This is a genomic window from Acrocarpospora sp. B8E8 (assembly GCF_039871605.1).
GTDB lineage: Bacteria > Actinomycetota > Actinomycetes > Streptosporangiales > Streptosporangiaceae > Acrocarpospora > Acrocarpospora macrocephala.
In genome coordinates, this window is record NZ_JBDPLV010000105.1 from 1 (window position 1) to 14,178 (window position 14,178).

13 protein-coding genes and 1 riboswitch are annotated in these 14,178 nt (G+C 67.5%); of the genes, 2 read left to right on the forward strand and 11 right to left on the reverse strand.

From position 1 onward, the window contains the following. Positions 1-116: 116 nt before the first annotated feature. Entirely contained in the window at positions 117-500 is a 384-nt protein-coding gene (locus ABGB08_RS49930) for an MmcQ/YjbR family DNA-binding protein (protein ID WP_347606082.1), read from the reverse strand. Positions 501-518: 18 nt separating this feature from the next. Between ABGB08_RS49930 and ABGB08_RS49935 the strand changes: the two genes are divergently transcribed. Next, positions 519-1,019 (forward strand): DinB family protein, encoded by a 501-nt coding sequence (locus tag ABGB08_RS49935; RefSeq protein ID WP_347606085.1) that lies wholly within the window; start codon positions 519-521, stop codon positions 1,017-1,019. Between the two features lie 298 nt (positions 1,020-1,317). On the opposite strand, the gene ABGB08_RS49940 is transcribed toward ABGB08_RS49935, so the two are convergent. From ABGB08_RS49940 to ABGB08_RS49955, 4 genes are all read right to left on the reverse strand, one after another. Further along, the gene (locus ABGB08_RS49940; RefSeq protein ID WP_347606088.1) at positions 1,318-2,232 is read right to left on the reverse strand and encodes a hypothetical protein; all 915 of its coding nucleotides are present in this window, start codon (positions 2,230-2,232) and stop codon (positions 1,318-1,320) included. Between the two features lie 34 nt (positions 2,233-2,266). Next, positions 2,267-2,403: riboswitch (cyclic di-AMP (ydaO/yuaA leader) on the reverse strand. A 112-nt stretch (positions 2,404-2,515) separates the two neighbouring features. Beyond that, positions 2,516-3,577 carry a galactose-1-phosphate uridylyltransferase gene (gene galT / locus ABGB08_RS49945; RefSeq protein WP_155360266.1) on the reverse strand — a complete coding sequence of 354 codons (1,062 nt, stop codon included), beginning with the start codon at positions 3,575-3,577 and terminating at the stop codon, positions 2,516-2,518. A 272-nt stretch (positions 3,578-3,849) separates the two neighbouring features. Next, on the reverse strand, positions 3,850-4,656 hold the full coding sequence (locus tag ABGB08_RS49950) for a DeoR/GlpR family DNA-binding transcription regulator (protein WP_347606091.1): 807 nt from the start codon (positions 4,654-4,656) through the stop codon (positions 3,850-3,852). Between the two features lie 589 nt (positions 4,657-5,245). Continuing rightward, entirely contained in the window at positions 5,246-5,815 is a 570-nt protein-coding gene (locus tag ABGB08_RS49955) for a TIGR03086 family metal-binding protein (protein ID WP_155351421.1), read from the reverse strand. 632 nt (positions 5,816-6,447) lie between these two features. Here ABGB08_RS49955 and ABGB08_RS49960 point away from each other — a divergent pair. Beyond that, positions 6,448-6,840: a hypothetical protein gene (locus tag ABGB08_RS49960; RefSeq protein ID WP_218041644.1), complete on the forward strand. Its 393-nt coding sequence runs from the start codon at positions 6,448-6,450 to the stop codon at positions 6,838-6,840. Positions 6,841-6,850: 10 nt separating this feature from the next. Here the strand turns inward: ABGB08_RS49960 and ABGB08_RS49965 are convergent, their stop codons facing one another. The 6 genes from ABGB08_RS49965 to ABGB08_RS49990 form a co-directional block, all read right to left on the reverse strand. Then, entirely contained in the window at positions 6,851-8,587 is a 1,737-nt protein-coding gene (locus tag ABGB08_RS49965; protein WP_347606095.1) for a SpoIIE family protein phosphatase, read from the reverse strand. Positions 8,588-8,676: 89 nt separating this feature from the next. Continuing rightward, positions 8,677-10,035: a TrpB-like pyridoxal phosphate-dependent enzyme gene (locus ABGB08_RS49970; protein WP_347606097.1), complete on the reverse strand. Its 1,359-nt coding sequence runs from the start codon at positions 10,033-10,035 to the stop codon at positions 8,677-8,679. A 70-nt stretch (positions 10,036-10,105) separates the two neighbouring features. Further along, positions 10,106-10,996, reverse strand: a complete 891-nt coding sequence (locus tag ABGB08_RS49975) for an LLM class flavin-dependent oxidoreductase (RefSeq protein WP_347606100.1) — start codon at positions 10,994-10,996, stop codon at positions 10,106-10,108. Between the two features lie 52 nt (positions 10,997-11,048). Next, the gene (locus ABGB08_RS49980; protein ID WP_347606102.1) at positions 11,049-11,756 is read right to left on the reverse strand and encodes a response regulator transcription factor; all 708 of its coding nucleotides are present in this window, start codon (positions 11,754-11,756) and stop codon (positions 11,049-11,051) included. Then, entirely contained in the window at positions 11,726-12,835 is a 1,110-nt protein-coding gene (locus ABGB08_RS49985) for a hypothetical protein (RefSeq protein WP_347606105.1), read from the reverse strand. Before ABGB08_RS49985 ends, ABGB08_RS49980 begins: the two co-directional genes overlap by 31 nt. After that, on the reverse strand, positions 12,832-13,899 hold the full coding sequence (locus ABGB08_RS49990) for an ATP-binding protein (protein WP_347606108.1): 1,068 nt from the start codon (positions 13,897-13,899) through the stop codon (positions 12,832-12,834). The genes ABGB08_RS49985 and ABGB08_RS49990 overlap by 4 nt, the downstream gene beginning before the upstream one ends. Between the last annotated feature and the right edge of the window lie 279 nt (positions 13,900-14,178).

Consider the following 14,178-nt stretch of genomic DNA (forward strand, 5'->3'; position numbering starts at 1 on the left):
CCGAACCACGGCGATGCGACTGTCGTTTCCCTGGGCAATCACGGGGATGGCGGGGTCAGGCGGAGCCCGAGGGAAACAAACGGGGTGGGTGGGTGGGAGAACCCAGGCAAGCGAGGTCAGGCCGTACCAGAGGGTCGCTCGGGGGATTGAACGGGGAGTTGGGATGAAAGGGTTTTGGGGGCGATTTGGCGGTAGGCGTCGGTGATGATTTGGCGGATTTCTTGCCAGTCGACTGGGACGTCTAGGTAGACGCCGAGCCAGCCGCGGTGGCCGACGTATGGGGGGCGGTAGAAGCGGTCGGGTTCGGTGTCCACGAGTTCCTGTTGCACTCCTGGGGCGGCGGCGCACCAGAAGCCGAGGCGGTCGTCGTGGTGGTGGTCGGCGAAGGTGACAAAGGTCTTCTTGCCCCTGACGAACCAGGTCGGCTCGCCGTGGCTGAGCCGTTCGGTCGTCTCCGGCAGCTCCAGGCACAAGGCGCGAAGGCGCTCCAACTGCTCCATGCTGGCACGATAGCCCGTATGAGAATCGATCCGCCCCTGGTCGCCGACGAGCGTGAGATGTTGCTCGCCTGGCTGGACTACCACCGCGAAACCCTGGCCGTGAAATGTGATGGCTTGACCGAGGAACAGCTCCGTGACCGAGCCGCGGAGCCGTCCACGCTTTCCCTGCTGGGCCTGGTCCGGCACATGGCCGATGTGGAGCGTAGCTGGTTCCGGCGAGTCCTGGAGGACAAGGACGCGCCCCCGCTGCACTTCACGGACGCCGACCCGGACGGCGATTTCGACAACGTGGATGACGCGTCGGCGCGGGACGCGTTCGCGACATGGCGAGCCGAGATCGAGGTGGCCAGGGCGAACGTCGCCAGGTGGCCTGACCTGGGTGCGGTCGGGAAGCGACAGCGCCATGGCGAGTACTACTCGCTACGCTGGATCCTGGTCCACATGATCGAGGAGTACGCCCGCCACAACGGCCACGCCGACATCATCCGCCAACGCATAGACGGCGTCACCGGCGAATGACCAGCCACCGAGCCGAATCACGCTGACGACTTCAGGGAAGACCTGGCCAACGAGCTTGTGTTGTTTGCCGGGGTTCTCCCACCCACCCTCCCTTTGGTTGTTCTCGGGCTCCGCCCGACCCCGCCATCGCCGTGGTCCCGGAGGCGCGGCCATAAGCACAGCTCGCCGTGCCGGAGGATCGGCCCTAAGCGCAGCTCGGCCATGAGCGCACAAAAACGATCACGCGGGTGTGCGGCCGCGGGGGCTGGACGCGCACACCCGCGTGATCGGTGGGTGGGGCAGTTGGCTTGTGGTGGGGCTAGAACATTGAGATGTGTACGTGGTCGTAGTGGTTGGCGGTGATGCCGCCGCGGTTGCCCATCAGGCGCCAGCCGGAGCCGTGGTTGATGCGCTGTCTCCAGATCACATACTTGACGCCTAGTTTGGTGCGGTTCTTCAGGGCCCAGTCGGAGATCTTGTCGCCGAGGGCGACGTTGGCGGCGGTGGGCATCGCGCCGCCGGAGCTCATCATGAAGTCGCAGGCCCGGCCGAGCGGGTGCTCGCCCATGTTGTCGACGCGGAAGCAGCCGACGGTGTAGTGCAGCTTGAACGCGTCCTTGATCTCCTCGCGCATCAGCCGGGTGCGCGGGGTGATGTTGTCGCTGCCGGTGGGCAGTTCCGGTGCCCAGCCGCCGTTGGCCAGCTTGCCAGGGCCCATCGGGATGAGATCGTTGAGTTTCTCCTGGATCTCGTCGATGAGCTGTTCAGCGTCCTTGCGCTGGCGTTCGATGTCTTCGCTCTGCTGCTTGATGTCCACGATGAGCTTCTTGGCGGCGGCCGCGGCGTCGCGGCGCTCTTTCTCCTTCTTCGCGAACTCCGTCATCTTGGCGGCCTTCTCGGCCTGGAGTTGCGCGGCCAGCGGGGAGAGCTGCATGCCGGGCATCAGCATGCGAGGATCGACGGTGGCCTGGTAGTTCAGCCCGGCGAGTTTGCCCACCTCGTGCTGGGCCGCCACGTAGTCCGCCTCGGCCTTGACCAGTCGCGCGCGGGCCGCTTTCTCCGCGGTCCGCGCCTTCGCGAGATCCTCACGCGCGACGTGGTATTTGGCGATCAGCCCGTCGACCTTCTTCTCCAGGCTGGTGAGCTGCTTCTTCAGCTCACCCTCGGTGGGCTTGGGGGCCGCGGTGGCGACAGGTCCCAAGACCAGGGCGGCCGCGAGTACGCCGACCGACACGAGGGCATGGTGGCGGAACGTGGGGGGCAGCGCCCACTCCTCTCCATCTGCCGACCGGGTTAGCTGACGGGTTCGGGCAGGAGATAGCCCTGGCGCTCGCGCGCGTTCACCCCAGGTACCTTGGGTCCCCGGTTCCCGAGTGAGGCACTCGGGATTAGGCGTACCGGACGAGACATGTGATCTCACGTGAGACCCGGGTGAATCGGCCGGTTGCAGTGGATAGTAATGGCAATGGGATGGTCATGCCACCTAAAGTCGCGACCAATTAGAGATCAATCCGTAATCAGTCTGGCTGGCTTTCCTGATCTCGGAGCATGTCGGCGGCCTCCTCGGGGCGGATGTCGTTGACGAAGGCCCCCATCGCGGACTCCGATCCTGCCAGGTACTTCAGCTTGCCGGGGGCTCGCCGGATGCTGAACAGCTGCAGGTGCAGGTAGGCCAGCTCGCGCCGCTCCGACACCGGCGCCTGATGCCAAGCCGCCACGTACGGCATCGTGACGCCGAACAGCCCGTCCAGGCGCCGCAGCACATCGGTGTACACCGGACCGAAAGCCGCGCGTTCCGCCGGGTCCAGCGCGGGCAGATCGGGCACCTGACGATGCGGGTAGAGGTGCACCTCGAACGGGTACCGCGCGGCGGCCGGCACGAACGCGGTCCAGTACGCGTTGGCGGCGATCACCCGGGGCCCGGCGCGTTCGGCGGCCAGCACGTCGGCGAACAGGTTGCCTCGATATCGCTCCGCGCTGTCCAGCATCTGCCGCGTCCGCGGCGTCACGTACGGATACCCGTAGATCTGCCCATGCGGATGCGGCAGCGTGATCCCGATCTCCGCACCCCGGTTCTCGAAGCAGAACACCTGCTCGACGCCCGGCAACGCCGACAACTCCGCGGTACGGTCCACCCAGGCCTCCATCACCAGCTCGACCTGGTCGGGGGAGAGCGACGCGAAGGACGCCTGGTGGTCGGGGGTGAAGCAGACGACCTCACAGCGGCCCAGTCCCGGCCGGACCTCACTGAGGCCGCCGACCGGCTCGTAGTCGTGAGCGCCGAAGCTGAATGAGGGAAAACGGTTCTCGAAGACGGCCACGTCATACCAAGACGGAACTTCCGAACCAGGGTGGGCGGGACAGAGCGGGCATTCCTCGGCGGCGGGGAGGTGCGTGCGGGTCTGCCGGTGGCGGGCGATGGTCACCCATTCATCCATCAACGGGTCATAACGCATCTCCGACGGGAGCGGACGCGGGGGGAGATCACGTTCATCTGGAGCGCTCCGATCAGCAGCATCGGAACGGTCGAAGTAGAACAACTCACGACCGTCGGCGAGATGGATAAGGGTCTTCTTCACGACGCCTCTCTTAGAAGGACTCGTCCTGAGGCGAGGTGGCTGATGGTCTTGTTCGCGGCGCTCTTTGGGGGGTTTTGTGCTGTGGCGAGAGGGGCGATGGTCTTCTTCATGGCACCTCTCTCAGGAGGACTCGTCCTGAGGCGAGGTGGTTGACGGTCTTGTTCGCGGCGGCCTTTGGGGGGTGTGCACTGCGCCGAGACGGACGATGATCTTCTTCACGGCACCCTCTCCCAGGAGGTTTCGTCCTGAGGCGAGATGGAGGGCGGTCTTCTTCACAGCGCCTCCTTCTGGGCGACCTCGTTCTGGGCGCTTCCCGCGACGATGAGTTCGCCGACCTGGTCGGCCAGTTCGGCTCTGGCCGGTTCGGGGAGGCCGGTGTCGGTAACCACGACGTGGGCCTGGTCCAGGCGGGCGATGCTGCTGATGCCGATCGTGCCCCATTTGGTGTGGTCGGCGAGGACGACCAATTGCTGGGCGGCGGCCACGAGTTCGCGGTCGGTCTCGGCCTCCAGCAGGTTCGGGGTGGTGAATCCGGCCCGCAGGCTCATCCCGTGTACGCCCAGGACCAGCACGTCCACGTTGAGGGAGCGGATGGCGGCCACGGCGACCGGGCCGACGAGGGCGTCGGACGGAGTCCGTACCCCGCCGACCAGGATGATCGTCTGGTCGGGGCGGCCGGCGCGGTGGAAGACGTCGGCGACCTGGAGGGAGTTGGTGATCACGGTCAGTTCGGGCACGTCGACCAGGTGGTGGGCGAACGTCCAGGTGGTGGTCCCGGCGGAGAGGGCGACCGAGCTGCCGGGGCGGATCAGGTGGGCCGCGTGCCGGGCGATGGCCTCCTTCTCCTGCTGTTGCCGTACCGACTTGGCGGCGAAGCCGGGCTCTTCGGTGGAGCCGGGACCGGCGACGGTGGCGCCGCCGTGCACCTTCTCCAGCAGGCCACGTTCGGCCAGAACCTCCAGGTCACGCCGGATCGTCATGTCGGAGACCCCGAGGTCGCGGACCAGGTCGGCGACTCGCACGCCACCGGTCCGGCGAACCCGTTCGAGGATCGCCTGCTGCCGTTGCTGCGCCAGCATCACCCCTCCTATCAACAGATTTCAACAAATTATGGCACATCCAATGTTGAATCATGATGACGGACATCGGGTCTTGTCGGGGTACGTCCTCCGGAGGAGAGTGTCCTCATATGTCACGACGAGCGAAAGGACTCACCCATGGGTAAGCGCCAGCGCAAGTCGAAGGCACGCAAGAAGAAGAAGGCCAACCACGGCAAGCGCCCCACCGGACGCTGACGCCCAAACGGCCACAAGCACGCGAACGCGGCTGAACGCGGCACCCCAAGCGCCCCCGCTGGACGTTGGCGGTCGAGCGGGGACGATGCGCGAATGCGGCTGAGCGCGGGACCGCAAGATCCTCGCCGGACGCTGATGGTTGAGCGGGGAACGAGCGCGCGAACGCAGCTGAACGCGGCACCCTAAAGCGTCCCCGCTGGACGTTGGCGGTCGAGCGGGGATACATGCGGCTTCACGCGGCGGCCCTATGCGCTTCACGTGTCCGAACACACCTAACAAATGCCGCAGCTGCTCTTGGCGGTGCGGCGAGAACGATGAACGGCGCCGGATAACGGCGAGCAAGTTGACGACTTGCTCGAACTGTTAGGCGCTCCTAAGCGCGGCGGCCCCATGCGGCCAGTAAACGGGTCTGGGGGTCGGCCTCGGCGGGTACCTCGGCGTGTTCTCCTATAACGCCTGACTGCCGGTAGGCCTCCTCCGCACCCGCGAACCACGTCGCGCAGGCGTCGACCAGTTCCGGATCGAGCCGGTCGACGACGCCGATCGCCTGGGACAGGTCCCAGGTGTGGATGAGCGCGTCCGCGAACAACTCGGTGATGTACTCCTCGCCCGGCACGTCCCCGAACGACAGGTGCACGACCCGGGTCAGCGCGCCCGCCGAGGCGGACGCCTGCACGGCCTCGTGCGCGGCCGTGTCGAACGCCTTGATCGGATCATCGCCCAGCAGGTCGCCGTCGAAGACGTCGCCGACCTCCCCGACGGTACGGCCCGCGAGCAGCTCAGGCGCCCACAGGCTCTCGTTCACGAGATGGTTGACCAGCGCGCGGACATTCCAGTCCACGCACGGCGTGATGACCTCCCACTGGTCGGCCCTAATAAGGTGGACGCGCTGACCGAAGGCATCGAGGGCCCGCCGGTAGGCGTCTCTGATATCGATGCTCACCCTTCTGACGTTAACTCGTCGAAGCGTTCCCGTCATTTCCCTCCTGGACCACCATGGGCTGCAAGCCTGAGATCAGCGGGGATGTCAGCCAGCCCCACCGAGCTGAGCTGGGCGTGATCAGGGCTGCCCCTTGCACGCTGATCGCCCTGCTCTGGCTCGAGGGCCGCCCCGATCGCCCGCGACTTGGCCGGATCGGAGGATATCGCCGCATTCGGCTGAAGCCTTGACCAGCCAGCGCGACCCGCCGATCGCGCCCGCAGGCCGAGAATCAAGCCACCCAGCGGAAACTGCGGAACCGCGCCCGGCTTGGCAGCCGGGTCCGGCCCCCAGGGAAGACCAGCGGACCGGCGATCGCGTCGGCCAAGGGCAACATGATCACGAGAGCGCGACGTTCCAGCGCCCATAAGGCTGGAACGATCCACCAAGGCTGTCGTTACATGGGCAGCAACGCCCTGAACTCCCCATTTCCCCCGAACGATTCGTACACCGCGAAATATCCAATGCCGCTCGATGAACAGTCATTTCGCAGTAAAGGAAATAAATACCCCGCCATTTTTCTGTCAGGAATAATGAGATAAGCCCATTTATGTGCCTATGGTGAAGAGTCCCTCGATTCGACTGGGAGGTAACTCGTGACCACCGCATCGCCCGGACGGATGCCGTCGACGCACTCCAACTGGCTCGGCTTCGCCGGGATCATCGGCATCACGGTAGGACTCTTCAACATCATCGGCGGGCTCGTCTCGCTCTTCCGCAGCAGCTACTACAGCCACATCCTGCTCTGGAACTTCACCGCCTGGGGCGTGATCTGGCTGATCATCGGCATCCTCCAGCTCGCCGCCGGATTCGGGATCCTCGCCGGGAAGATGTGGGCACGCACCCTGGGAATCATCATGGCCGGGCTCGCCATGCTCGGCCAGTTCGCGTTCGCCGCGGCGTTCCCGCTCTGGTCGATCATCTCCATCGCGCTGAGCCTGTTCGTCATCTACGCGCTGGTCGTCCCACCCCGGGGCTCCGTAGCCTGAAACCCCGGATCTACGGCAGGCGCAGCTCCACCCAGACGATCTTGCCGACCGGGGTCGGGCGAGTCCCCCAGCGGTAGGTCAGCCGCTTGATCAGCTGGAGACCCCGCCCGGTGTCGTCCTCCGAGGTCGGGGCGCGCACCGCGGGCGGGGTCGGGGAACCGTCGGAGACCTCGCAGACCAGGGTCCGCCCGCGGCCGCGCAGCAGCCGCAGCTCGATCGGCGGCCAGCCGTGCTTGAGCGCGTTGGTGACCAGCTCGCTCACGATCAGCTCGGTGGTGTCCACCACACCGCCAAGCCCCCACGCGTTCAGCGTGGCCCGGACGAACCTGCGGGAATGCCCGACGAAGCGGGGATCGGCGGGCAGCGCGCAGAACGCCGTCTCATCCGGGGCCAGCTCGTGCACCCGGGCCAGCAGCAGCGCGATGTCGTCCCGCTCGTCCCCGGGCCGCTGGCTGCTGATCGTGACGTCGCACATCTCCTCGAGGTCGCCACGCTGGATCGATAACAGCCGGCGCAGCGCGGTGATGCCCTCGTCGATGTCCCTGGCCCGGCTCTCCACCAGGCCGTCGGTGTAGAGGGCCAGCACGCTCCCGGCCGGGAGGATCATCTCCCGCATCTCCATCGGCTCGTTGCCGATGCCGAGCGGCAGGCAGGCGGGCAGATCGATGATCTCGGTGGCGCCGTCGTCGTGGATCAGCACCGGCGGCATGTGCCCGGCCCGGGCGATCGCGCAGGAGCGGGTGACCGGGTCGTACACCGCGTACACGCAGGTCGCGATCTGGGTCGGGTCCAGGTCCTGGCTCATCCGGCTCAGCCGGAACAGTAACTCGTCCGGGGGCAGGTCGAGGCTGGCCAGCGTGCGGGCGGCGGTGCGCAGCTGGCCCATGGTGGCCGCCGCCCTGGTGCCGTGGCCCATCACGTCGCCGACCACCAGCGCGGCCCGGCAGCCCGGCAGCGGGATCACGTCGAACCAGTCGCCGCCGACGCCCATCAGGTCGCTGGCCGGCAGGTAGCGGGTGGCGATGTCCATGCCCAGCGGCTGGTGCAGGTCGGCGGGGAGCAGGCTGCTCTGCAGGGTCAGCGCGGTCCGGCGTTCGCGGGTGTAGAGGCGGGCGTTGTCGACGCAGACGGCGGTCCTGGCGGCCAGCTCCTCGGCGACCGCGACGTCCTGCTCCTCGAACGCCTGGCCGCCCGGCCTGCGGGTGAACACCGCGCAGCCGAGCACCCGGCCCCGGGCGCGCAGCGGCACCGCCAGGAACGAGCCGCCGGAGAGCAGCTTGGTGACCACTTCACGGTCCAGGCTGGCGCCGATCAGGCGCGCGGTCTCCTCGTCCAGCTCCGGATACATGATCGTCTTGCTGGTGGCCATGCATTGCGCGTGTGGCAGCGTGGCGGGGTAAACCATCACCTCCCCGACGGGGAAGGCCTCCGTCCAGTCGTCGGAGCTCTCTTCGGCCACACCGATGGCGACCCGCCGTACCAGCGCGGACCCGTCGGCGGCGCGGGAGGGGAACTCGCCGTCGATGACCAGCCGGTCCTGCACCATGATCGCGGCGGTGTCCGCGAAGCGCGGCACGGTCACGTCCATCAGTTCGCGGCCGGTTTCGGCGAGATCGAGCGTGCTGCCGATCCGGCGGCTGGCCTCATTGAGGAATGCCAGCCGCTCATGCGCGGAACTGGCACTCCGGCGCCGCCATTCGGCCCGGTCCCCGGGCACGGGGTCCTTGATCACGCTGTTCCGGTTCATCTCTCCAGAATGGTAATTAGGAGCTCCGACGCATTTCAGGCTTTTTGCCAGACTGTACGGCTCCCGCACACGGCGGGAGCCGTATCTTGTCAGACCCTCGGCAAAGTGGCCAGTGCCTGGTCGATTCGTTCCTGTGTGAGAGCGAAGTCGTCCATCTCCCCGGCCAGATAACGGTCATAGGCCGCCAGATCAAAGTGCCCATGGCCGCACAGCGCGGTCAGAATCACCTTCTCCTCGCCGCTCTCGCGGCACCGCACCGCCTCCGCGATCGTCTCGGCCAGCGCGTGCGTCGGTTCCGGGGCCGGGACGATCCCCTCGGTACGGGCGAATCGCACCCCCGCTTCGAAACATTCCCGCTGGCCCATGGCGGTGGCTTCGAACATGCCGAGCTCGTACATGTGGGACAGCAGGGGCGCCATGCCGTGGTAGCGCAAGCCGCCCGCGTGGATCGGGTCGGGCACGAAGTCGTGGCCGAGCGTGTGCATCTTGAGGAGCGGGGTGAAGCCGGCGGTGTCGCCGAAGTCGTACGCGTACGTGCCCCGGGTGAACGTCGGGCAGGCCGCGGGTTCGACGGCGCGGATGGTGGGGTTCATCCGGCCGGCGAGCTTTTCGCGGAAGAAGGGGAATGTCAGGCCCGCGAAGTTGGAGCCTCCGCCGGTGCAGCCGACGATGACGTCCGGGGTTTCGCCGAAGGCGGCAAGCTGCTCGATGGCCTCCTCACCGATCACCGTCTGGTGGGTGAGGACATGGTTGAGGACCGAACCCAGGGCGTAGCGGGTGTCGTCGTGCTGTCCCGCGATCTCCACGGCCTCGCTGATCGCGATTCCGAGGCTGCCGGGGGAGTCGGGGAACTCGGCGAGGATCTTGTTGCCCGCGCTGGTGACGGGGGACGGGCTCGCGTGCACCTTCGCGCCGTAGACGCCCATCAGCGAGCGCCGGTACGGCTTCTGGTCGTAGGATGCGCGGACCATCCAGATTTCGCATTCCACGCCGTACTGGGCGCAGGCGAAGGCGAGGGCCGAGCCCCACTGGCCCGCGCCCGTCTCGGTGGTCAGGCGGCGCACGCCCTGCTTGGCGTTGTAGTACGCCTGCGGCACGGCGGTGTTCGGTTTGTGCGATCCGGCGGGGGAACCGCCTTCGTACTTGTAGTAGATGCGCGCCGGAGTTCCCAGGCTCTTCTCCAGCCGCCGGGCCCGGATCAGCGGCGTCGGCCGCCAGAGCCGGTAAACCTCCAGCACGCCCTCAGGAATCTGAATGAACCGCTCTTGGCTGACTTCCTGGGAGATCAGGTCCATGGGGAAAAGCGGGGCCAGATCATCCGGCCCTAGGGGTTGTAGCGTTCCGGGATGTAACGGCGGCGGCGGTGCCACCGGAAGATCGGCGACGATGTTGTACCAGTTACGGGGGATTCGCGACTCGTCGAGAAGAACCCTGGTGGGCTCGGCCATAAACGCCCTCCACAACGACGGGGAGTGATCCGACCCTTCCCAGTCTCCGCCTCCCCTACCCAATTGCAATCTAGCCTTGGCGTTCTTCCTTCACCCGTTCGCGGACCAGGGGGACCACTTCCTCGGCGAACCGGTGGAGTTGGGTGGACTGGTCGCCTTCGCCCCAGAAGATGAAGGAGTCCATGCCGTACGCGAGCGCCAGGTCGGTGAGTTCGTCGGCCCACTGGGAGGCGGGGCCGCGGAGGAAACCTTCGGAAGGGCCGTCGGTGATGGTGCCGTTGACGTTGTAGAGGCGGCGGATGTCGGCGGGGTCGCGGCCCGCTTTGGCGGCGGCGGTGTCAATGCGGTCGTGGAGTTCGGGGAGGCGGGACGGGGGCGCCCAGCCGGAGGAGGGGAGCCAGCCGTTGGCGGTTCTGCCGGTGAGGGCCAGCGCCCGGGGGCCTGCCGCGCCCAGCCAGATTCCGATGGGGTGGGCGGGGACCGGGCCGGATTTGGCGCCGGTCAGGTGGTAGTGCTCACCGGTGAAGCGCAGGTTGGGTTCGCCGCTCCAGATCTTTCTGATGACCTGTATCGCCTCGGTGAGCGCGTCGATGGCGTGTTTGGGGGTTCGGGCGGCGCCGCCGTACGCGGTGATGGCTTCCCAGAAGGCGCCCGCGCCCAGGCCGAGTTCGAGGCGGCCGCCGCTGAGCAGGTCGAGGCTGGCGGCGGATTTGGCCAGGACGGCGGGCGGGCGCAGGGGCAGGCAGGCCACGTCCGGAAATACGGTGATTCGTTGGGTGGTGGCGGCGATCATGCTGAGGAGCGTCCAGGTGTCGACATATCGCCGCTGGTAGGGATGATCCTGGACGCCGATCAGGTCCAGGCCGAGACGTTCGGCGGTCTGCGCGGTCTCCAGCAGGGGGTCGTCCGCGTTGGGGACAAGAAAGTAGCCGAACCGCACGTCTCGCCCATAATCTGCCATGACCGCGAGAACCCCTTCATCGCATGTATTGTTCCAGGCTGGGTCTGCTGCCCTAGCTCTGCCCGGCCTCCGCGGCCCGGGATTGGTATTCGATGATGTCAGCCGGGGTGATGAGGCCGTCCTGGATGGCGCGGGCCAGCAGCGTGGTCTTGGTGGGCGCGGCCCGGCCGGTGCTGGCGTACTTGATGCGGGCCCGCTCGATGTACTGCTTGACCGTCGCCTCCGAGATGCCCATCCGGGTGGCGACCGACTGCTTGTTCATGCCCTGGAACCAGAGCAGCAGCGCTTCCCTCTCCCGGGCGGACAACATCGGGCGCGCTGTGCTGGCATCGGCGACCACCAGAGCTCCCGCCATCGTGGGCGTGACGTAAGGCCGATCCCACGCGACGGCGACGATGGTCTCCAGGCAGTGCTCGGCGCTCTCACCTTTCGTGATGAAGGTGGCGGCACCCGCTTTGAGGACATTGAGTACGGTCTCCTCGTCCTCGTGTACCGAGTAGACCACCACCCGCCGCCCCTGCGCGCACAGCTCTGGAATCCGCCCGATCATGAGAACCCCGTTGAGCTCCAGATCGAGCAGGATCACATCCGCGTCCGCGCCAGGCCCATCGAGTACGGCCTCCAGCGTGTCCCCACTCGCGATGATCTCGACGCGTTTCTGCGGATCCGCGGCGACCCAGGAACGCACGCCCGCGAGCACCACCGGCAGGTCCTCGACCACGGCGAGCCTCACGGGGCGGTCCAGCCGCTCTCGATCCACAGCAGTCCTCCTTCGACCTGCGTCGCGACCTGTACGCCATCGGGTGCGGGCAACACGAACTCCTCGGCGTCCGACAGCACGCTGATGATCACCTGGTTCGCCGTGGCGACCAATGTTACGCGGGCTTGGGTGCGGGCTCGGGCCAGGGCTTCCAAGGGGGCTTCGATCAGCGCTTGCCGTACCTCCAAGGAGATGGGCGGCACGGTTCCGGCGGTGAGCAGGTGGACGACGACGCCGCGCTTCTCGATATCGAAGACGCACGCGCGCAGCGTGTGCAGCAGCGGGTTGGGCGCGTCGTCGGTTTCGGCGATCAGGCGGCGCAGCCGGGCGGCGGCGACCGCGCAGGCGTGCCGTACGTCGGGATCGCTGGGGTTCGCGCCCTCGGCCAGGCGGGTCAGCACGGGCGCGGCCGCCTGCCGGGCTTGGGCATACCGCCGCAAACGGTCGGCGTGCACCTGCTCGGCGGCGCGCTGGGCGGCTTCGGCTCGCGCCAGGGTGCGGGAATTGTCGGCGGCCCAGCGAGCGGCCAGGTCGAAGCCGTGCGCCCCGGCGCTGGCCCCCGCCTGCAGCACCATGCTGCCGAACAGGACCACCAGGAACTTGCCTATCCAGACCTGGTGCAGCGAGTCCGACACCGCCATTCCGGCCAGCATCACCAGGGCGTTGGCCAGGAAGAACACACCAAGATCTCGCGGCCAGGTCCGCCTGGGCCAGAACAGGATGAGCGCCAGCCATCCCACCGAGCCCCAGCCCCAGTTCGCCGCCGTCATCACCGCCTCCGGACGGCAGGCGATGATCACCGCCGCGTCCGCCACGAGCGCCAGCACCGCCGCCGCCCACGGCCCGAACGGAAGCTTCCGCCCGGGATTGAGCAGAACCACCGAAGCGGCCACACCGATGACGGAGTAGAGGATCCAGGCGGCCAAGGCCAGTAGCGGCCAGCGGTAGGTGGACCAGCCGATGATGGTGGAGGGAAGGTCGGAGCCCAGGTGCCAGGCGGCGACGATGGTCACGGCGGCGCGCGTACTGGCCAGCGAGTACCGTTGCGCGACAAGAAGCTCCGGATCGGTGACGGTCATGGCGACCAGCGAAGGTCTACGCGGGTGCCCTGCGAGTCGGAGGTGACGGCCGCTGTGCCGCCGACCGCCTCCAGGCGCTCGATGATCGAGATGCGGATGCCGTAACGGTGGTCGGGGACCGAGGCGCGGTCGAAGCCGGTGCCGTGGTCGACGATCTCGATCCGTACCTGCCCGGCATCGGTGGTCAGACTCACCTCCGCCGATTCGGTACGGGCATGCCGGAGCACGTTGGCCAGCGCTTCGGCTACCGCCTCCGCGAAAGCGTCGGCGACGAACCAGGGAACCGCGCACGGGGAGAGGTGCTCCTTGACCTTGAGTCCGGCACGGGCGGCCACCTCGTGAACACGCTGATCCAGGGCGACGAACGCGGTGCGCGGCTCGGTGGTCTGGGCGATTCGCTCGAGTTCCAGCAGCTGGGCCGCCGCCGTCTCGCGAAGCATTGGAGAGGTGGTGCGGATGCCGCCCGCACCGATGACCATCAGGGTGGCCAGGAAGCTGCCGTGCATGCGGCTGTTCTGCAGGCGTTCGTCGGTCCGGCGCTCCTGCTCGATGGTGGCTCGCTGCTCGAAGTCGCGAAGCTGGGAGAGCAGCTTGTCCGCGGCGCGGGCCGCACTCCTGAGCAACGTGGCCAGCACCGCCGTGGCGCCGATCTGCACGATGTTGATCCCGGCGGCCGTGTACCCGCCGTCTGCCACTCCCGCCGCCTGGGCTCCCACCAGATGAGCCACCGCGACCACCAGCCCGCCCAGGACGGCCGCGAGCGGAGGCCACGCCAGACTCACGACGACAATGGTCATGGTGACCACCCCGGCGATCCAGCTGGCGCCGCCCGCCAGGAGTTCCGCCGCCACCAGACGGTCCTGCAGCAGGCATAACACGGTGGTGAGCAGGATCTCGCCGGTCACCAGCCAGACGGCGAGCCCCCACCGCCACGCGATCCACGCGAACAACCCCGTCCAGCCAAAGGTGATCGCGACCGCGGAAAGCAGCCACTCCGTCGCCACCGGAGGGGCGACGCTCAGCAGGCCCGCGATCCCCGCCACGAAGCCGGTGATGCCGCGCATGCCGGAAGCGCACCACGCGGTCACCCGATTCAGTGCGACCCACGCCGGGGCTCGGCCCGCGGAGCCAAGCAACCCAACACCCTGTGTCATCAGAGACCCACTCATCGGCGCCACGACAGTCAGCGCCGTCCGAGTGTAAAGCCTCCCCCAGCCAAACATGAGACCGTATCCGGCTGTTTTGCCGCAATCGCAACAGGCGAATGTCAGCTGAAAAGCCGTCATCGCAGATCAGGCGGCACCCCTTCTAATGAAGACGACCACCCCGGATCCAGGCACGGT